Below are 20,144 nucleotides of genomic sequence, written 5' to 3' on the forward strand. Positions count from 1 at the left end.
GCTCGACAGGCGGAACGTGTCGTCCTCCTAGCGGTATTCGGTGACCGCGCCGCAGCCCAGGGCGATCCGGGTGCGTTGACCGCGGGCGTTGTAGTCGATATCGGTGACGAACGCCGTCCAGTCGGCGGCCCCGCGCACCCGGGTGTCGATGCGCTCCAACAGATTCGCCTCGTTGTAGGCGGGCCGGGTGATGCTGCCGTCCGGGCCGGTGATCGCGGTGGGACGGTTGAGCGCGTCGTAGGTGGTGCCGGTCGGGTAGGCGGTGGTCTCCAGCAGTCCGGATGCCACCGTGAGCGCCCGTTCCGGCTCGTCCACCCCGGCCAGTACGGTCCAGTCCGGCTCACCCAGCGGGTCCGCGGCCAGCCGGCGCTCGGTGGTCAGCACATTGCCCTTGAAGTCGGCCGCGACCGTGCGCACCACACCCGCGCCGTCGAAGATCAGGTACGGTCGCGTCCGCAGATTCGCCGCGGCACCATCGGCCGCCACCTCGCCGTAGTAATAGCGCAGCCGCAGTCGCTCCGCGCCCCCGGCGAGCGTGGCGTAGGAATGGGTCGGGCGATGCAATTGGTCGTAACGCCACCGTGTTTCGGTGCCGCGACCGTCCCATCCGCGTACCGGCTTGCCGGTGACATCGAGCAATGTCCAGCGTTCGCCCGCATCCGCGGACCGGGCATGGGCGGAGTGCCCGAGCATATCGAAGTCCTGGGCGAGCACCCGGATGCCGCGCGGATCGTAGATCTCGCGCTCCAAACCCTGGATGTCGCGAACGACTCTGGTAGGCAGCAGCTTTCCGATGCCGTTGTCGGCGATCGTCACATACGCCCGCCCGAGGGCATCGAAGCGCGCCTCGGTGGGTGTCCGGCCGTGCGATTCGGTCACCCGCGCCGCCAGGTATCGGGCATCGGCGGGCGGCAGCGTGATCCGCGTTGTGTACCAGTCGCTTTCGAACAGCGTGTCGTTGCGATCCCAGTCCTGCCGCGACCACACATCGAAGACGACGCGCTCGAGCGATCCGTCGGGATGGTCGGTGCGGACCGGCCGGCTCAGCGGATCGTAGGTCACCACCACGGTGACTCCGCTCATGACCATCGCCGGTTCGCTGTCGAAACCACCGTCGGGGGCGAAGTACGGCTCGTACTTCTTGATCGGATTGCCCTTGTTGTCGTGGATCGTCCGGCCAGTGCCCACCCAGCGCGCTGTGCCGTCGTCGGCGGGTTCGGCCTGGACCTTCCGCAGGATGATGCGGCCGGTACCGTCGAGGTAGGTGTTCGACTGCTGTACCCGGCCGCTGGTGCCGTGCTGTTCGCGGGCGAAGGTCCGGAAGGTGACCGGCCGGACCGCGAGGTCGTATTCCAGCCAGGTGGTCGGGCTGTCGCCGGGTGCGGCTTCGTCCGAGCCGACATCCAGCGAATCACCCTCAGCCGCACCGGCTTTGCCCATGACCGCGGTCGCGACGACCAGGCCGAGCGGATCGAAGCGGACCCCGGTGCGGTTACCGTTGGGGTCGGTGAGCAGCCACGGCTGCAGCACCCGGTAATTCAGTCGCGCCGAGCTGGTGTTCTCGAGCGGATCGGTGGTACCCACCTGTCGCAGGGCATGCGGGTCGTAGGTGATGCGCCAGCGCGCATCGAACGGGTCGACCTCGGCGATCGGCAGGTAGAAGCGTGCGGGGTCGAACACCTGCCTGCCCGACGGCACCCACCACACCCTGTCGCGCAGCAGATATCCGGCGTCGGTGAGTGTGGCATCGGAGACCCGGTTGCCGTACAGCTTGCCCACCTGACCGTCGGCGAATACCTGCCGGTAGGTCCGCCACGGCAGCAGCGGTACGGCGGACGAGCCGAGCGGAAGTTCGGTGGCCGCGTCGGCGGAGGCGTAGCTCTGCTGGGTGCATGCGATCAGTCGGCGTTCGAAGCCCGAGCCGGAAAGCTCGTTCTGATAAGGGATTTCGTGTTCCGCCGCCGCGGTGAGCGCGTAGCGCAGCTGCTGTTCGGTGAGCAGCGAGCCGGTCCAGTACAGTCCGCCGATCTCGTAGACGCGGGCTTCCACCGTGATGCCGACGCGGCGGCGATCCACGGCGTCGACATCGTGGACGATCCGGTGTTCGGCGGCCGTCACATACATCCGCTGCTGTTCCGGATCCGCGGTGAGAGTCGTTCGGGGATAGGCGATCTCGGCCGTCCTCCGCACGCTGCCCCACTCGTCCACCTCCAGGGTGACGGTGTGCCCGATACGCGGATCGTCGATGTGGCGTTCGGTGTGGATGCTCAAGGTCTCGCCGGGATCCACGGCGACCACCGCGTACCCTGCATCGGCACGCCGCTGCAGGATCCGCGGCCGGTAGGTGGTCTCGGTGATTGCGTACGGTTGCCCGAGTTCACCCGGGGCGTCCTCGCTGTAGGTCTCCTCACGCAGCACATGGCCGCGCAGGGCCCGGGCGGCCTCGCGTTGTTCGTCGGTGGTTCCGGTGGGCAGTGGGGTATCGGTGAGCGTGAAAGCGCTTTGGTAGGGCCAGTATTCGGCGGCGAACCGGGCGGCGATGTGCTCGCCGTCGAGGTACCAGCCCGTGTGCTGCCAGCGTTTGACGACCGCCGGTGGCTGATGGGCCCGATCACCGGGACTCGAGTAGGTCAGCGCATCGCGCCGTTCGAGTAGCCGAAGCCGCGGAATTCGCGCTCGACGCCGTCGTAGTAGCCGTGCCGGTAGCGGTAAGTCGTGGTGAGCGTGGTGTCGGCCACCTCGTCGCGCACCTCGACCGCGGACACCACCTGTACCGGAAACGGCAGCCGTGTCGCCCAGGGTCGGTTCGCCGCCCGGTCGGCGAGATACTGACTAGTGGACGAGGTGTAGGTGATGCGGGTGCGCAGACCGCGACAGTTGTCGACCGCGGCCAGCAGATGCGGTTTGCCCGCGGCCATCAAATCGACGTAGCGCACCTGCGGTTCACCCTCGGGCCTGGGCTCGGCGATCACCACGCACGCGGTGCCCGCGCCGAGCAGATCGGTGACCGTGGTGGTCGCCAGCAGATCCGGTGGCACCAGGGTGTCGATCCGCTCGGGCGCGCTCCAGCCGTTGCCGGATTCGTTGAACCACAGCCGAATTCCGTCGGATCCGAGATAGATCAGATCGGTCGGTGCGCTGCCGTCGATATCGGCGAGGCGGATCCGGCGCTGATCGAAGCGATCGGGATGGTCGAATACGGGTGCGTTCGCCATCGTGATCTTTGCACCGAAGCGGCCGTAGCCCAGATTGGGCCAATAGGCGATCTCGCCGTTGCGGATCCGCACCAGATCGGTGAGCCCGTCACCGGACATATCGGCGAGATAGACGCTCTGCTCCGGATCGGCGAACACCAGCAATGGTCCGCGCTCCTCGTCGGCTTCCGGCAGCGTGCGGTACCCATCACCGAAACCGTCGTAACCGGCGGACGGGTGCCAGGTGAAACCTTCACTGCCGGTGAGCAGGACATCGGCCAGGCCGTCACCGGTCAGATCGACCAGCCGCAGATTCGCGTCGTCCCACTCCAGGACCGGCAGGCTCGCAAAGGTCGTGAAGTCCGACCAGCCGCCCTCGGCGGTGCGGCGATGAAATCCGGGCGTGGGCCCCGACAGCTCGGTCAGTGTGGCGCCGCCGTCGCCAGCCAGATCCAGCAATTGCGCTGTGCGAGAACGGGGCGCACCGAGCGGAAACGGATCCACCACCTGGGCTGCGGCCAGCACACCGCCGCCGCGATTGGCCCGGTAGTACCAGGCGCCGTCCTGTTCGGCGAGGATTCCGGCAATACCTTCCCCGTCCAGATCGGCCCACCGGTACCCCGCGTCCAGCCGCACCGGGGCGGTACCGGGTTCGCCGACCACCTCCCGCGCCACCCCCGCTGCGGTCCGGGCAATGTAGTCGAACCGCAGCGATGGCAATGCTTTTCGCGTGTAGGCGTCGCCGGTGCGCAGATATCCGGCATGGGTGACCTCGACCAGTTTCGTGGCCGCCGAATCGGATTCGTGGGTCAGATCGGTCGAGGCGACCAGGACCGAATCGGGACCCAGCTCCGGGAAGTGGTGGAACATCAGGATCCGCCGGCACAGGCGGTAGGTCCGGATGTCGAAACCAGATCTGGTGCTGGAGAACGGATCCCGGCGCATCGGCCACACGGCGTCCTCGACCGGAGTGGGTGCGGCGCCGGTGTGGTCGCCATAGTCGAACACCGCCTCGAGGCGGAAATCCGATTGTCCCGGTGTGGCATTGGCATAGCGGATGCGCTTGAGGTAGCGGTTGACCAGAGTCCGATTGCGCTCGTAAGGCACCGCGGTGTCGACACCGGCGCGGTCCTCGGCCTTGTATTCGTAGCGCACAAGGTTGCCGCGATCGTCGGCAGTGGATTCGAGCAGCCATCGGAAGGTGTGCGACGGATCGGCCGGATCGTCGATGCGCGTCTCAGCGGTGGCGCCGAAGACGCTGACGACATTGTCGCGGGAGATCATCCGCCAGTGCGTGGCGCCGGACGTCCGGTCTCGTCGCCGTTCGATGAGCGCGTAGAGCCCCTCGGTGCGCGGCCTGTAGGCGATCACCTCGAAATCGCGCTCGGTGCGCGGCGGCGGAAATTCGGCCGGGACCAGATCCTCCGCGCCGGTCAGCTGGAAGATGTCGGAGTCGTCGAGGTAACGCGGAATCCCCTTGTCGGTCCTCCGCGAAATCGACGGTACGGCCAGCGACCAGCCGAGACCGAACGGGCCGTTGCCCGAACCGGAGTCGTAGTCAAGCGACAGCTGCGGCGTCGTGCCCTCCCGCCCGGCTGTCAGCGCCACCGGCACCGACAGCGCCGCGGTGCCGGTGACCGGATTGGCCGAGAACTGCTCCCCCAAATCCCGGACCGCGCCGCCCGCTTTGGGCAGCGACAGTGACGGCAGATCCCGATTCGGCTCGTCGCCGGGCGGCGCAGCGTCGGTCGGGTGGGCTTGTTCGGACACCATCGTGTCGACTCCTCTGGGCAGGTCAGTACGCTGTGTGCAGTCTTCGGTCTGCTGGTTTCACGGAGCTTTCACCGGCACTTCACGGCCGTGCGTCCTGTGTTCGGTAGCGCGCGGGCCGCGACGCCGCCGATACTGATCTCGTTCGTATTGGGGCTATTCCGACGTGGAGTGCCATGCGAGATTTGCCGCCCACGAGGTCCGGCGGCGGATTCGCTCGTCAAGGCGCTGTACGACTGGCTGAGTCGTGCGATCGAAGCTCAGATCGAAGGCGGTGATCATCAGATCCTCAGCCCCGACTTGCACGCAATAGGATCGACCCGCTTGGCCGGTACAAACCGCATAGTGATCAAATCGGGCATCGGCTCTCCTCTACCATGAGCCAGTTGGCTCGAATCCTTTGTCGTACAACGATTTCTGAACAGACGCCGAACCGTCACACTGCATCCCGAGCGAATTGACCCTGATATCGCCCGGTAGCCATCGACCCAGCCAGCGCAGGCAGCCGACATCAGCGCCACCCGAGTAGCGCGATACTCGAATAGATGTCGGGCCGGTGGATGGACCCGCAGTACACCCAGCCCCGGAGTCGTCACCAGACTCAGCTGTGGAGTCATCTCGGCTCACCCCGGGCTTTTGCGCGCCACCAGCACCGTCACATGTGCGATGCCGGTGACCGGGTTGACCGTCGACTATTTCCGTGGGCGTTCCAGCGCCTCCTCGACCGCGGCCAGCGCGTCAACAGGAGTGCGGTTCGCGCCGTGCACATCCTTGCCGAGCTGGGGCCACCCGTGGCCTTCCGGCCCACGCAACTGGATCCAGATGTCGCGGGTCTTTTCCAGTAATTCGCGCTGTTCGGCCTCGTTAAGTGCGGACATGAATTCCTCCTCTATTCCCACGCCGCACGCCGCGGCGAAATCCTGTGGCGACATGCCATTGGCGGCGTTCATGTCGCAAGCACCGAACGGTGGGCAGCCCTCGGGCAGACCACCACCGAAGCCCTGGCCGTCGGTGTATTGATGCGCGATCTGACCAGGCAGATTCGGGTTACAGCCGTAACCCGAGCCGATCACCCGCAACCCATCGGGCCGGTCGGACCACATACCGTGGAAGTCACCGCGGTTGGCATAACCGATCACCCGCCGCCGATCCCCCAGCCAATCGGCGACATTCCAATAGGCACAGTTGATTCCATCGGACTGATCGCCACCGGGATTGCCACCGGATTCGACATCGATCATCGCGATCATCCGCGGATGCGGACCACCCGCCCGCTCGACCACCTCCCGGTGGGTACACACCGTGTCGAGCCAGTTCGGCCGCCAGTAGAAGTACACGATGAAACACGCCAACCGACCCGAATTCACTGCCCGGCAAGCCCATTCATAGTTCACCGCAAAGTTCGGATCACGGAACGTGCCGTCGTTCGACCGGAAACTCAGAATTCCGTACGGATAGGAATCGTCCACCGGCGCCTGAAAATACGACACATCAGCGAAAAGACTGTCGACCATCTGATCTCCCTCGATTTCGTTACCGAAACTTCCCCCGAGCCGTCGCGCCGTCGATCACCCACCCAGCTCAGCGCCATAAAACGTCGAGCGGGAGCCGGAAACCTCTCTCTGTAATAAGGAACTCCTATGCCCGTGCGACGCGATGGACCAATGATGGAGCCGATCAGCCCGCCGCAGTAGTCACCGGTCGGATGAGCGGACCGGGCGTTCCATTTGCCGGACCACAGGCGAAAAGACACACGTGCTCGGTTGGTTGTGTTATCTGCACGGGGACAGACGGTGACTGAAGCGACGATGGAAAGACATCTGCTGGGGCCGTGCGTGCTCGAGTGGGCACCCATCCGACAAAACCCAGACGCCTGCCAAGCACCCGCCGCGCGCTGTCCCCCCGCCAACTCACACAGATCAACCACGTCGCCGCGACAACGGGATCAAGTCCCCTCTCGCGCACTACTCGAGCACGTTCACCCCTTGCTCGGGCCGTCGGACGTGGCCCAGATGCGACAGCAACGCCACTCGCAGCACACAGTTCCGTCACCAATGACACATCTGCGTGGCTCCCGTGGCAGTCGTGATCGCCGGGATGCCCCGGTCGCATGGTGATTCGGCTGGTCAGAGGGAATGCGCGCGAGCGCGCGACATTGGATGTCACTGCCCGATGCCACGCGGCCGGTGCGCGTTATTTCACGGCGAGGCGGAATTTCTTTGGGGCAGCGCAGGTTTGGGTCGCGATGCCGATCTCGGTGAGCTTGACCAGCGCGTATAGATATGCGGGTCTTCGGCCGCGTATGGTTCAGTGACCGTTCACGGGGGAACGATGATCTTCGGCCCGCAGGCGGCTCACATCGAGGGCCATGTCCATCAGTGAGATGTCGGGCAGGGTGCCCGGTTCGATCATTGTCGAGAATGGCGCACGACGCTTGCCGTACCGCGATGAGTGAAGCTTGCTGCTGTTCACCGCGGCCGTGGTCGCGACCGTTTCTCGCTGGTCCCGAGTCGCTGCTTGGCTGCTTCGGCCCGGATACGATCGATCTGGTCTTCGGGAACGAGTTCGATGATGTCGCCGCGCGACGTGATCGCCAATTTTCGGAAGATCGCCGCCATCTGCGCGTCGATTGTCTTACAAGAATTCCCTCTGCGTGTAGCGATCGCAGAGTTCGTCCATCCTGCCGCCGCCAACGTCGCCACCTGCTGCTCGGCGGCCGACAGCTCGTGCCAGTGTGAGGGACTGTCCCGTCTGGCGGGATGGTGCATCGGAAGCCTGTCCACGGACAGCATGCCCAACGCCAGTCGCTGCACCTCGCTCAGTTCCGAACGCAAGAGGGAGCCTTGTCGCTGCCCGGTGGCGAATTCATCAGGCCTGAGCACCCCACGGGCGACATCGATCGACTTGCTCGTTTCGTCGGCATAGGGCCCCAGATCGCCCTTGTCAAAACCCAGCGACGCTCGCAACGTTGCGGCCCCGCCGGCGAGTTGAGCGATTTCGGTGGCCAATGCACGGAGCTCAGTACGGTCGGCGCTTCCGGCCGCATTCATATCACTGATAATTTGCGCCAACGACCACATCCGTATATGCACTCCCCACAACTCACCCCAATGGTCGTGTGCCTGAAGGTGGTACAACAGCGCGCTACGCCCGAGGGGCAACGCCTCAGTCGGACTACCGTACTTGGTCAGGGTGATCGCCCGCGCCATCTCTGCCCAAGCCTTCGCCCACTTTGCGCCGGACGCGGTAGCGCAATCTAGGTGGCGTCGGGTGATCTGCAGGGCCTGCTCCGCCGATCCTACGAACCCCGCAGACCAAGCCTCGACATCCGAGCTCCTATCCTCGCCACCGTGGTCGCCCAGGACATGGAATTTTTCGCGGGCGCGGGTGAACGCCGTGAGCGCTCTGCGGTCGCGGCGTGCAATCGCAAGTTCCGCGGCCCATAGGAATTCGACCGGAGCGGGAAGACCGATGTCGATTTCTGGATGCTCCCGCCAGTCGTTTCGGATTTGCGGGTCGGAAAGCGAAACGGTCACGCATTCTTCGAGCATGAGTTCGGCGTCGTTGTTCTTGCCCCGAAGTAGGTCCTGCCACCCGATCATGGCCATGGCTTTGATCTGCAGGTCAGTGGGCTGTGGGGTCAGCATGCGGGTTGCCTGGAGCGTGCGTTCGGTCCACAGGCGCATTTCTCGGAACGAGCCTTTGACTATCGGCATGAAAATCAAGCTCAAGGAAATTTCCATGCCGACTGTCGGCTCGCCCGAGGTCAGGCTTGTCTCGATTGCCCTGACGAGATTGTCCCATGACGCGCGAACCCAGTCCAACAGCCCTTGCCCGGCCGGGCTGGACCTATTGAGCTGCGCCGCAACAATTCTCTCTCGATAGTATCGGCGATGACGCTGCGCAAACTTTTCGGACTCGTCGGCTTCGCGGGTCGAGTGTTCGTGCAAACGTTGGCCAGCGAACACCCGGACGCTTTCCAACAGAGAGTATCGCACCGTGGTTGGCGTGATGTGGGCGGTTACGAGCGACTGGTCGACCAGGCGCTCCAGCACGCCTTCGACATCCTCGGGCGGTAGCCGACCCGACGAGCTTCTGTCGCTCGACAGACTCCCCTCATGTGAGGGGGCGTCCGCGCAGACGGCCTCGATGGCTTCCAAGTCGACGCCGACATCCGCAACAGAATTGGTGTCGTCGTCGGGGTTGGTGTCGTACCCGGCAGCGAAGACCGACATTCGGTCGAGAAGCAATTTTTCTTGATCCAGGCACAGGTTATAGGACCAGGCGATGGCATCACCGACCCCGCGGTGCCGCGGCTCTGCTCCGACGCGGGGCCCTTGCCATCGCAGTCGTTTGTCGGTGACCTCACCACTGAGTTCTTGAATGATTATCGCCAATGGCTGCCGTGACAACCGCGCCGCCGCCAGTCGGATATACAGCGGATGATTGTGCATATGACGGCAAATCAAGGTCGCCTTGTTGACATCGTCTCTGTCGACTATAGGTCGACCGGTGAGTGCGGCGCGTTGACGAAACAAATCCAAAGCCTGCTGCTGTGACAGCGCGGGAACCGTCTCCACATGCTCGTCCATCCACCCCACTGCCTCCCGACTGGTCGCGAGGATCGTCAACCCCGGTACCGCCTCCAGTAACTCCGCGATGACCTGACCAGCGCCTTCGAGCACATGTTCGCAGTTATCCATCACCAGTACCGACTGCAGAGTCCGCCCCACGTCGTCGGTCGCGGTCAACCTGTCGACGAGCGCATCCCACCCGGACCGCCCCGAAAAGTCGGTATCGACCACCGCGTGAGCGGCTTCCTCCTCGACCGCGTCCGCGTCTGAGCCCTTGACCAGCCGTGCCAGCCGCACCCAATAGACTGGCGGCCGACGCGTCTTGCGGAATCGGCGGATGGCCTCGGTGGCAAGTCGTGTTTTCCCGATACCCCCGGGGCCGGTCAGGGTGATAAGCCGCGCCGCGGACAGCAACAACTCGATAATGCGGTCCAACTCCGGATCTCGGCCAACGAAACGATCCGTTGCCGCAGACTCATCCCCCGTCCGCGCCCCGCGCTGCGCCGACATACCAATAGAGCATAGTCGCCCTCTGCATCATTCGCCGACGAATGCCTCCGCGAAATGTGGTGAGCCCGCACCTGCACAAACGCCTTGGGCTTCATTCGGCCGGGCAGAGAGCGGCGTTTCGCGGTCGCTGGACGTCAGCCTCTCGAGGGCGCCTCCGGCTGCCACGAGAGCGGCCCGATCTGGAAGCGTGATCAGCGAGGAGCGGCGCAGTTGGCGACCCACTGCACGCCCACGTGCGAGGCTCCCGCCTTGGCCGATGCCGCGCTGCGTGCTACCGATCGTTCGCTACGAGACGCCTACTTTCGGATCAGGCGGCGGATTGATCGTGAAGCACCTATTCTGCTCCCATTTGTCCCGTAAGGGAGCCTCTGTGCGGATTGAGCCAACTGGACACGGCTTTCCAATCTTCCGGTGTCATTCGCGTGTACGGCTCTTTCTCCAACACGAAACAGTGCATGTGCCGACGTCGATAGCGATCCATTTTCGAGGAAAATAGTCGCCCGCATCGAGAGCAATATACTTTTATCATTACCTACCGATCGGTTGTCATTCCCTATCAGTGCCGTCGACTACTCCACCGAAAGACCGACACCTTTCCCCATGTCGAGGTCCACGTCATTGTGAACTGCTTCGGCGCCATTGCCGAGCAGCGGAAGCGAAGAATGCCGCCACCTCGAAACATGCGAACAAATCTGTCTAAATATGGGCCCATCAGATGCAGTAGAACCAGCTTGTCTTCGTCGATCAAGTCTCTCGGTTCGCGAGCCTATTGCAGTCTCAGCTTGCGCATTTCATTCCAGTTTTCGACAGCAGTAGACCTCCATTTCCGCTCCAGCTCCGCCGCTCGCAACACCGGTTTCTCTCTCTCGACCTCGTTTTCGGCATGCGCAGCAAAATCCACCAGATCTATCCAGCGTTGAAAGTCGGCTTTCAGTTCGTCTTCGACCTTGGAGTCCATTTCCATCTCCTGATTTACAGATATTATTCTTCCTCTTCAGCGCAGCTTCGACCGTTCGGAACGCGCATTTCAATCGACATGCGGGGTTCGACTTCGCGTCTTCTGATTCCACTCGTCCCCAAAGGTAGTCGTAGACGCCGCGCTCGCATTTCGAGCACCATTTCCGCATAACCCTCACGCGCCTGACCCAAATGCGACCACGCCTGATGCCGCAGTTCGGCATCCGTTGAATGCAATACCGTCCGCCAGGCATCAGCGAAGGCCATGGCAATGTGGCTTATGACCTCGCCGAGCGAGTGGGTGTGCATGCGGGCCACGTTCATTCGCGGCACATTGCTCGCTGCCCACGCATCTATCTCGCCCACAACTAGATCGATCTCCGCCCGCACCTTCTCGCAATCGAAGTTTCTATGCCTCGACGCCCGGTCGAGCTTGTGTAGTATCAGTTCAGCGTGGAGATCGCCGAGCTCTCGTGCCCAGCCGACAAGAGCAAAGCCGCTTTGCAGGTGACCCGAGATCGCCTGAATCAGCTGATCGGGCTCCAATAGCGGCACCATCCATGTGTGTGGCGCTTGGCCGCCCGACTGCGCCGAATCGAATGCATACTCGTTCAGATACATCGCACACCTCCTCGTCTCTTCAGCTTGAACTTCTAAGGGGGGCGCCACACATCAGGAGGCTTCGAATTTTTGGCAGCGAGCCTGTCGACCTATCTATCTATGGCGCGCGCATGACAGGATTGGAAGTCATAGCGAGCAGTAGCGGCAGGCCACGGTACCGGCTCATCCCCCACACACTTCACGAAGTATCCAGCGGAAACGCGCTCAAACCGCGGTGATTCACCTTTCCCCCACGCTGAATATCCCGAAGAAATCTACGTTGAACCCAGCATTCGTGCTGCCGTCGATGGATGTTTTTGCCGACGCGAATATGACCCCGTCCGGCCCGAGGGCCGGACGGGGTCTTTATGCCCTGCCGAATGCTGCTGCAGTCGTCCGGACTACCTACTTCGTGGGCACCACTGGTGGCTGGTTGATGGTGGTGAAGTACTGGATCGCGGCACCGATCGCAACCGGGGCGGTGATGAGCAGCTGCCCCGCGACGGCGCCCAAGGCGCCGACCGCGATGATGCCGCCGAGGCAGCCGACGGCCGCGGCCGGGATGAACGCGCCGAACAGGCCGACGATCGCCGCCGCTGCGACGGTCGCGCCGGCGATGCCACCGAGCACACAGCCGACAGCCGCGCCGCCGAGGCCGCCGACCAAGGTGCCGAGCGTAGCGCCCATGGTGATCGTGCTGGTCATGCGGGACCAGGCGGCCTGCTCACGGTCATAGTCGGTCTTCCACGGCGCCTTGTCCTCGAACGGCAGCGCGACCGGCTTGTAGGCCGCGTGCGCCATGTCGAACTGCGGCGTCAGGGTCGCGGTACGGCCGACGATGTCGGCCGCGATCGGGAACTCGAAGTCGTCGACCCTGAATTTCAACGGCATGCCGGTGAGCACGGCGCCGCTGGCGGCCTTGATCTTGAAAACACCCTCCTCGACGACCATGGAACCAACATCGGTGGTGATGCTGGACTGGGTGCCGGTGGCGTGAGCCGTGAAGTCGACTGCGCCTTCCGGAGCGGGCTGCGCACCGACCGGTCCAGAGGCAATGCCGACGGCGGTGACCAGACCCGCCGTTACCGTTACAAATTTCCTCATCATTGTTCCTTTCTTCTCCGGTTCTTCTCCGGTTTTTCAGGGGAAGTGACCATTACGAATGCACCCCCCGCGTGCTGCAATCACAGCGGGCAGGTCGAATTCAAGGGTGTCCGACTAAGCGGTAGCGATAAACTGGCGATCGCTGATTCGATTTGGCATCAGAGTCCGGGTGAGTACTCACCTGCAGCGTGGAGGGCCAACCCCGAAATGACCGCCGCCAGAGACCGAAACGAGATTGTCCAAGCTCGCCATCAGGCCAGGTCTCGCCGATTTCTTGATTCGAGCGGCCAAGTGAAGAGTTGGTGCCCTTTCATTGCAGTATCGATATCGGTGGTCCGGGCAATGCCGCGCGCCAGACGATACAAACATTGTCGGCTGGTGCTACGACCGCACGTGCAACAACTCAACCCGGAACGTCATTCACGATGTCGACCGCGAGTACTGCTGCGCTACAACGAGTCTGCGGAGTTCGCCGACCGCGTCGCCGCAGTGCAGGCGTTCGTGCGCCTTTACCGTTGCGCCCGATGACAATTCGATAATGGTCGCGCCATCCAGGGAATCAGGCTCGAGCCGCTTTCCCTGCTGCGGTCTCCTCATGGCACATCCGCCCTCTGGCGCCGCGCAGCGATAGCTTCCGAATCGTGGATGGCAGTCACCCGTCCCTCCTCTTTGATCGGCGGGGTTACCTATTCGCTAACTGTAAGACTTTTGCTACGATTGTCAATATGGCAGTTCGAGGGATTCTGGTGGCAGTACTCGGCGCCGGAACCATGGGTGTCGGCATCGCCGTCACCGTTGCGAGGGCCGGGTATTCGGTGCTACTCGCAGACGTCAGCTGGGAGAGAGCTCGGTCCGGGGTGCAGGCCGCGGACGCGTACCTGTCGGAAAGTGTGCGGCGGGGCAAACTCGACCCGCAGCAAAGGCTCGCGATATCGGCACGCGTCCAGCCATGTGCGGAGATTGCCGCCATGCGGGACGCCGCGGTAGTGATCGAGGCAATCCCGGAGGATCTCGATCTGAAGGCTCACACGCTGCGGACTGTCGAGGCTGTGTGTGCCGATGATGTTTTGTTCCACACGAACACTTCGACATTACCGGTCACTGCTATCGCTGGGCGGATGCGGAGACCCGGCAACGTCGTCGGCACTCACTACTGTAATCCCGCACCGCTGATGTCTTTGGTCGAGGTCGCACCCGCCTGGCAGACCAGTGCCGTGGCCCTCGCGCGTACCGAAGACTTTCTTCGCAGTCTCGGCAAGGAACCTGTTGTTCTGAAGGACACGCCCGGATTGCTGACCAACTTTTTGCTCGTCCCGTTCGAAAACGATTGCGTTCGGGCGCTGGAAGCGGGATGGGGAACCGTTGAGGAACTTGATCTGGCGGTCACTGCCGGCGCCGGATTCCCGATGGGAGTATTCCGGCTGCTGGACATCGTCGGACTGGACGTACACCGTGCAGTGTCGCTGAGCCTGTACCGGCAGTTGCGCAATCCGCGGTTCGCGCCCCCACCACTGATCGAACGCATGATTGCCGCTGGCGAACTCGGCCGTAAGGCCGGGCGCGGCTTCTACCGTTACGGCGTAGGAGGTTTTGAATGACCACCGTGGGCATAGTCGGTGCGGGAACGGTCGGCTCGTATTTCGCTGCGGCGTGTACAGCGGCCGGGATCGCTGTGATCGTGGCCGATCTCGATCACGATCGCGCCTGTTCTCTGGTTCGAAGCCTGCCGGACTCCGAGCATGCGTCGGCCGTCGAATCCATCACGGATCCGGCCGGATTCGATGTGCTGGTGGAGGCTGTGCCCGAAGTGCGCTCCGTGAAGATCGACGTCCTCACCCAATTCACCGGCCGTGCGGATGCTCTGCTGGTCACCACTACATCGGCGTTCACAGTGACCGAGTTGGCTGCCACACTCCCCCAACCCGAACGACTGGTAGGAGTTCACGTGATGCCCGCGACACCGCACGGGAATCTTGCCGAGATCGCGGCGGGCTCACGCAGCGGCGAGGCATATGTCGCGAAGGCGCGCATGTTAGCCGCAAGCCTGGGATGGACTCCCCTGAATGTGCAGGACCGCCCTGGGCGGCTGACCCGGCGGCTCGTCCTCCCGTTCTTCCATCAGGTCGTTCAAGCACTCGATGACGGGCTCGCCTCCGCTGCCCATATAGACCGCGTTGTCACTCTGGGTTTGGGACATCGGCGCGGGCCGTTGGCAGTACTCGACAGCACCGGACTGGACGATCAACTCGCCACCTCTGAAGCGATCTTCGACGCAGTCCATGACCCGGCGATTGCGCCGCCGCCCTTGCTCGCCCATTTGGTCGCGGACGGCCATTTCGGCGACAAGACAGGTGCCGGTTTCTTTGTAGAGAAGCAACACTGAGTCATTCGGGCATCCCCTGCCCGGCTGACAGACGACCAAGTCATTCGAAATAGATTACGGCGCAAAATATCCCAAACCTGTCACGAAAATCGTCGACGACGCGGACGTAGTGCTCGAGTTCTACCGGTACCCGGCCGAGCACTGAATCCAATTGCGCACGACCAACCGATCAAGACAGCCTTCGCCACGGTGCGGTTTACGTACCATGTTCACCAGGGGCCGAGGCTCCCGTGCAGCGGGAATCGCCCGCCTGAAACGGCAACGGCCCCTGGCCTTTCGAGGTCCAGGGCCGTTGCCGTCGTTTACGGGTTTGGGCGTACCTGAGCGATCCATTGACATCCGTCGAACCACCCCAGGACCACTTCTCGGCGCGATGCGGCGGAGCGGCGATTTCGCGGCTTTGATGGCAACGACCGCGATCACCGAAAGGACCTGGATCAGCACATTGGCCGCTACGACTGGGCGGCCGGACGTATCACGCAAGGATCTACCAGGAGAGAAGGACGTCTTTCCTTGTTCATCGGGCTAGTCGGGGCTGATGACTACCAGAAGATCTCCGCCCTCAACAGCGGCAACGCTGGATATGGCAAGCCGCGTGACAGTGCCGCTCGTTGGGGCGGTGATCATGGCCTCCATCTTCATTGCTTCGATCGTTGCGATGGTCTCCCCGGCTTTCACCTGATCGCCCACGGCTACCGAGACCGATACCGTCCCCGCGAACGGTGCCGCGACGTGCCCGACGTCGTTCCTGTCGGCCTTTTCTGCTGCCGGGACTTCGCTGGCGATGGAGCGGTCGCGGACGGACACCGGCCGAAGTTGGCCGTTGAGGATGCACATGACGGTACGGAAGCCGCCCTCGTCGGGTTCGGAGATCGCCTGGAGACCGATGAGCAGTTCGACGCCTTTCCCGAGCAGCACACGGTGTTCCTCACCTTGGCGCAGCCCGTAGAAGAACTGGTAGGTCGACAGCTGCGACGTGTCGCCGAACCTGTCGCGGTGCTGCTCGAATTCCATTGCCGGGCCTGGGAATAGCAGCCGGTTGAGTGTAGTTTGCCGCTCCGTCGACGAGCCGGACAGTCCCTTCTCGTCCTCAGGGGTCAGTGTGGCTTCAGGCTTGGCGGGACCGCGGCCTTCGAGGGCCTTGGTGCGGAAGGGTTCGGGCCAGCCGCCGACAGGGGTGCCCAGGTCGCCGCGCAGGAATCCGATAACCGAGTCGGGGATATCGAACCTCGCCGGGTCGGCCGCGAACTCGTCGGCCGGGATATCTGATCCGACCATGTGCAGTGCCAGGTCGCCAACGACCTTCGACGACGGGGTGACCTTCACGAGGCGGCCGAGCGTGCGGTCGGCAGCGGCGTACATTGCTTCGATCTCCTCGAACCGGTCGCCGATTCCGAGGGCGATCGCCTGCTGACGCAGGTTCGAAAGCTGACCGCCGGGAATCTCGTGGGTATAGACACGGCCGGTGGGGGCCGGAATGCCGGATTCGAACGACGCATACATCTTTCGCAGCGCCTCCCAGTAGGGTTCGAGGTCGCACTCGGCCTGCAGGTCGATGCCGGTATCGAACCGAGTGTGGGCGGCTGCTGCGACTATCGCCGACAGTGCGGGCTGACTGGTGGTGCCGGCCAGCGGCGCGGCGGCGCCGTCGACGGCGTCGGCACCCGCATGCCAAGCGGCAAGGTAGGTGGCGAGCTGTCCGCCAGGGGTGTCGTGGGTGTGCACGTGGACCGGCAGGTCGAAGTTGCTGCGCAGCGCCGAGACAAGTTTCGTGGCGGCGGGGGCGCGCAAGAGACCGGCCATATCCTTGATCGCGAGGACGTGTGCGCCGGCCTCGACGATCTCTTCCGCGAGGCGCAGGTAATAGTCGAGGGTGTAGAGCTTCTCGTGCGGGTTGGCCAGATCACCTGTGTAGGAGAGGGCAACTTCGGCGATGGTGGTGCCGGTATCGCGGACGGCGTCGATCGCTGGGCGCATTTGGTCGATGTTGTTGAGTGCGTCGAAGATCCGGAAGATGTCGATCCCCGTGTCGGCGGCCTCTTGGACGAACGCGCGGGTGACCGTCTCGGGGTACGGGGTGTAGCCGACGGTGTTGCGGCCGCGCAGCAGCATCTGCAGGCAGATGTTCGGCACGGCCTCGCGCAGCGCAGCAAGCCGCTCCCACGGGTCTTCGCGCAGGAACCGCAGCGCCACATCGTAGGTGGCACCGCCCCACGCCTCTATCGACAACAACTCAGGGGTCAAGCGGGCGACGTACGGTGCCACAGTCACGAGCTCCGAGGTGCGGACTCGCGTGGCGAGCAGCGATTGGTGCGCGTCGCGGAAGGTGGTGTCGGTTACCGCCAGCGCAGCCTGCTCGCGCAGTGCCTGCGCAAAGCGCTCCGGCCCCAGCTTTTGGAGCCGATCACGGGACCCCTGCCGTGGAGCCACCGACAGATCGATCGATGGCAGCTTGTCGCGGGGATACACGGACGAGCGGCGTTCTCCGTGCGGCTTGTTGACGGTGACGTCGGCCAAGTACTCGAGGATCCTGGTGCCGCGGTCCGCTGATCGCTGTGAGGTGAGCAGAGCAGGGCGTTGCTCGATGAAGGAGGTCGTGATCTCGCCTGCCCGGAAGGCAGGCTCGTCGAGAACAGCTTGCAGGAAGGGGATGTTCGTGGCGACGCCGCGAATCCGGAACTCCGTGACAGCACGGCGCGCCCGCGCGAGAGCAGTCACGAGATCGCGGCCCCGGCAGGTCAGCTTGACCAGCATCGAGTCGAAGTGGGCACCCACCTCTGCGCCGAGGTTCGCACCACCGTCAAGGCGCACACCCGCACCACCCGGTGTGCGGTACGCGGTGATTCGGCCCGTGTCCGGGCGGAATCCGTTGGCCGGGTCCTCGGTGGTGATCCGGCATTGCACTGCAGCGCCGCGGACCGTGATCGCGTCCTGATCCAGACCGAGGTCCGTCAGCGTCGCTCCGGACGCGATTTGCAACTGCGCCTGGACCAGGTCGACATCGGTGATCTCCTCGGTGACCGTGTGCTCGACCTGGATGCGTGGATTCATCTCGATGAAGACGTAGTTGCCGCGAGTGTCGAGCAAGAACTCGACCGTCCCGGCACACGAGTAACCGATCTGCCGGGCGAATGCGACCGCGTCCGCCAAGATCCGGTTCCGCAGCACCGGATCGAGATTCGGCGCAGGCGCCAACTCGATCACCTTCTGGTGCCGACGCTGCACCGAACAATCTCGTTCGAACAGGTGGATGACGTTGCCTTCGCCGTCAGCGAGGATCTGCACCTCGATATGCCGCGGATCGATCACAGCCTGCTCCAGAAAGACGGTCGGGTCGCCGAACGCCGACTCCGCCTCCCGCGAGGCCGCCTCGATCGACTCCCGCAGTAGCGATCGTTCGACCACCCTACGCATACCCCGGCCACCACCACCGGCCACAGCCTTGACGAAGACAGGGAACTCCATGCCCTCAGCCGCCGCGAGCAACTCGTCGACATTCGACGACGGCTGCGACGACACCAGCACCGGCAATCCGGCAGCCTTCGCCGCCGCGATAGCCCGCGCTTTGTTGCCGGTCAGCTCCAACACCTCGGCGGAAGGTCCGACGAACGTAATACCCGCCACCGCACACGCCGCCGCGAAATCCGGATTTTCCGACAGGAAGCCATAACCCGGGTAGATCGCATCGGCGCCGGCCTCTTTCGCGATAGTAACGATCTCATCGATCGACAGGTACGCCCGCACAGGGTGGCCCTGCTCGCCGATCTGGTAACTCTCGTCAGCCTTCAACCGGTGAATGGAGTTGCGGTCCTCGTAGGGAAACACCCCCACAGTTGCGGCGCCCAGTTCATACGCGGCACGAAATGCCCGGATCGCGATTTCGCCGCGATTGGCAACCAACACTTTGGAGAACATTCGACACCCTTTCGCCACGGTCCTCGGTGAGGATGTGAGAACCGATGGTGTGAAAACTGTTGAGGAAGCGGGTCGACAGATGAGTGCTACCCCGCACACTCGACGACCGCAAGTGGTGTTGTCATCAGATCGAGGCCCTTGGTACAGCTGGCGTGTTATTTCGCCAGTGCAGGGAGTAACGCCGTCCATTCCCAGTTCAAGACGTCCGTTGACGTACCCGATCGCATTGCGAACCCGCGCGAGCGGATGCTTGCCACGAGCCATCCATCCTGCGGTTGGAGTGAGCGAATCTCGTGATCGCTTGTGATGGTGTCGCCTTCATATACAGGTGCGACGTGGTCGCAACGTTCCCAGGAGAGGACGGTCGCAATATCGGGTAACACGCGCGTCGCCTGGGACAGGACGATTCCCACTGTATGGCCGCCGTACACCAGGCGGCGTCCACCGCCTGTCCTTTCATCGTGATGCGCAGCGGCGACATTGAGGGTGAGCCGCGCGAGCTCCGGTGCGCTCGTGACGACGTCGCCTGCCTGAACATCAAGGACCGATCCGGGCGCCAATCCGGCGAGCCGCCGGGGCGCGACTATGTCCGATCGTTCGATACGCCATCGTTTGTACGGATCGAAATTGGCGCGTGTGTGCGCGGGTGATACGTCCCGCGGGCCTTCATTTCTTGCGGTTTCACTTCGGCGTGGGAGCATCGCGCACCGGTGGTACGACAAGACGAGCCGATCTTTTTGGTCGACTGTGTTGATTCGAAGTAGTGCCATACCGGTTGGTGCGCGATCCGGCTTCAGGGAGTTCGAATGCAGCCCGACCACAGTTGTGGTGGTCTTCAGGGTGTCCCCTATGCGTGGAACCAGGTGAAACGAAAGACCTCGGTAGAACAGGTTTGCCTTGACCTTCTGGGTGAAAAGGGTCGACTGGCCGATCGAGATATCCCAGACCAGTGCCGGGTGGGCTATTCGTGGGCCGCCTGTCACGCGCATAGCGAGTTCGTGGTCGAGCGCGAGCCGTAGACGGTCGCCGACTATCGCCTGGTGGTGCGATGCGGTTCCGTCGGTGATCGTCATCCCGATTGTCGGGTGCGCCGTATCGCCGACCCGAAGATCGTCGAAAGTCGGGCCATCTGCGAAT

12 protein-coding genes and 1 pseudogene are annotated in these 20,144 nt (G+C 63.5%); 3 read left to right on the forward strand and 10 right to left on the reverse strand.

Going from position 1 to position 20,144, the window contains the following annotated elements; genetic code table 11:
• Window positions 1–27: 27 nt before the first annotated feature.
• The 8 genes from ACZ60G_RS41850 to ACZ60G_RS41885 form a co-directional block, all read right to left on the reverse strand.
• The gene (locus tag ACZ60G_RS41850) at window positions 28–2,670 is read right to left on the reverse strand and encodes a toxin TcdB middle/C-terminal domain-containing protein (RefSeq protein WP_465817706.1); all 2,643 of its coding nucleotides are present in this window, start codon (window positions 2,668–2,670) and stop codon (window positions 28–30) included.
• On the reverse strand, window positions 2,631–4,967 hold the full coding sequence (locus ACZ60G_RS41855) for a SpvB/TcaC N-terminal domain-containing protein (RefSeq protein ID WP_465817660.1): 2,337 nt from the start codon (window positions 4,965–4,967) through the stop codon (window positions 2,631–2,633). Before ACZ60G_RS41855 ends, ACZ60G_RS41850 begins: the two co-directional genes overlap by 40 nt.
• A 689-nt stretch (window positions 4,968–5,656) precedes the next feature.
• Window positions 5,657–6,478, reverse strand: a complete 822-nt coding sequence (locus tag ACZ60G_RS41860; protein ID WP_465817662.1) for a hypothetical protein — start codon at window positions 6,476–6,478, stop codon at window positions 5,657–5,659.
• Window positions 6,479–7,432: 954 nt separating this feature from the next.
• Window positions 7,433–10,048, reverse strand: a complete 2,616-nt coding sequence (locus ACZ60G_RS41865) for a helix-turn-helix transcriptional regulator (RefSeq protein ID WP_465817664.1) — start codon at window positions 10,046–10,048, stop codon at window positions 7,433–7,435.
• 766 nt (window positions 10,049–10,814) lie between these two features.
• Window positions 10,815–11,006, reverse strand: a complete 192-nt coding sequence (locus tag ACZ60G_RS41870) for a hypothetical protein (RefSeq protein WP_465817666.1) — start codon at window positions 11,004–11,006, stop codon at window positions 10,815–10,817.
• 23 nt (window positions 11,007–11,029) lie between these two features.
• A complete protein-coding gene (locus tag ACZ60G_RS41875; protein WP_465817668.1) occupies window positions 11,030–11,626 on the reverse strand; it encodes a hypothetical protein in 597 nt (198 codons plus the stop codon).
• A gap of 384 nt (window positions 11,627–12,010) precedes the next feature.
• Window positions 12,011–12,709: a DUF8020 domain-containing protein gene (locus ACZ60G_RS41880; RefSeq protein WP_465817670.1), complete on the reverse strand. Its 699-nt coding sequence runs from the start codon at window positions 12,707–12,709 to the stop codon at window positions 12,011–12,013.
• Window positions 12,710–13,129: 420 nt separating this feature from the next.
• Window positions 13,130–13,306, reverse strand: a complete 177-nt coding sequence (locus tag ACZ60G_RS41885) for a hypothetical protein (RefSeq protein ID WP_465817672.1) — start codon at window positions 13,304–13,306, stop codon at window positions 13,130–13,132.
• Window positions 13,307–13,350: 44 nt separating this feature from the next.
• Here ACZ60G_RS41885 and ACZ60G_RS41890 point away from each other — a divergent pair, with 44 nt between their 5' ends.
• The 3 genes and pseudogenes from ACZ60G_RS41890 to ACZ60G_RS41900 all read left to right on the forward strand — a co-directional run.
• Window positions 13,351–14,307, forward strand: coding sequence for a 3-hydroxyacyl-CoA dehydrogenase family protein (locus ACZ60G_RS41890; protein WP_465817674.1), 957 nt, complete (start codon window positions 13,351–13,353; stop codon window positions 14,305–14,307).
• On the forward strand, window positions 14,304–15,092 hold the full coding sequence (locus tag ACZ60G_RS41895) for a 3-hydroxyacyl-CoA dehydrogenase family protein (protein WP_465817676.1): 789 nt from the start codon (window positions 14,304–14,306) through the stop codon (window positions 15,090–15,092). The genes ACZ60G_RS41890 and ACZ60G_RS41895 overlap by 4 nt, the downstream gene beginning before the upstream one ends.
• 37 nt (window positions 15,093–15,129) lie before the next feature.
• Window positions 15,130–15,339 (forward strand): annotated as a pseudogene (locus tag ACZ60G_RS41900) (IS256 family transposase); the annotation flags it as partial.
• Window positions 15,340–15,617: 278 nt separating this feature from the next.
• Here ACZ60G_RS41900 and ACZ60G_RS41905 read toward each other — a convergent pair.
• Together ACZ60G_RS41905 and ACZ60G_RS41910 are read right to left on the reverse strand one after the other, a co-directional pair.
• Entirely contained in the window at window positions 15,618–19,007 is a 3,390-nt protein-coding gene (locus ACZ60G_RS41905; protein ID WP_465817678.1) for a pyruvate carboxylase, read from the reverse strand.
• A gap of 155 nt (window positions 19,008–19,162) precedes the next feature.
• Complete coding sequence (locus ACZ60G_RS41910; RefSeq protein ID WP_465817708.1) at window positions 19,163–20,080, reverse strand: hotdog family protein; 918 nt, start codon at window positions 20,078–20,080, stop codon at window positions 19,163–19,165.
• Between the last annotated feature and the right edge of the window lie 64 nt (window positions 20,081–20,144).

The organism is Nocardia sp. NPDC102475 (assembly GCF_055584605.1).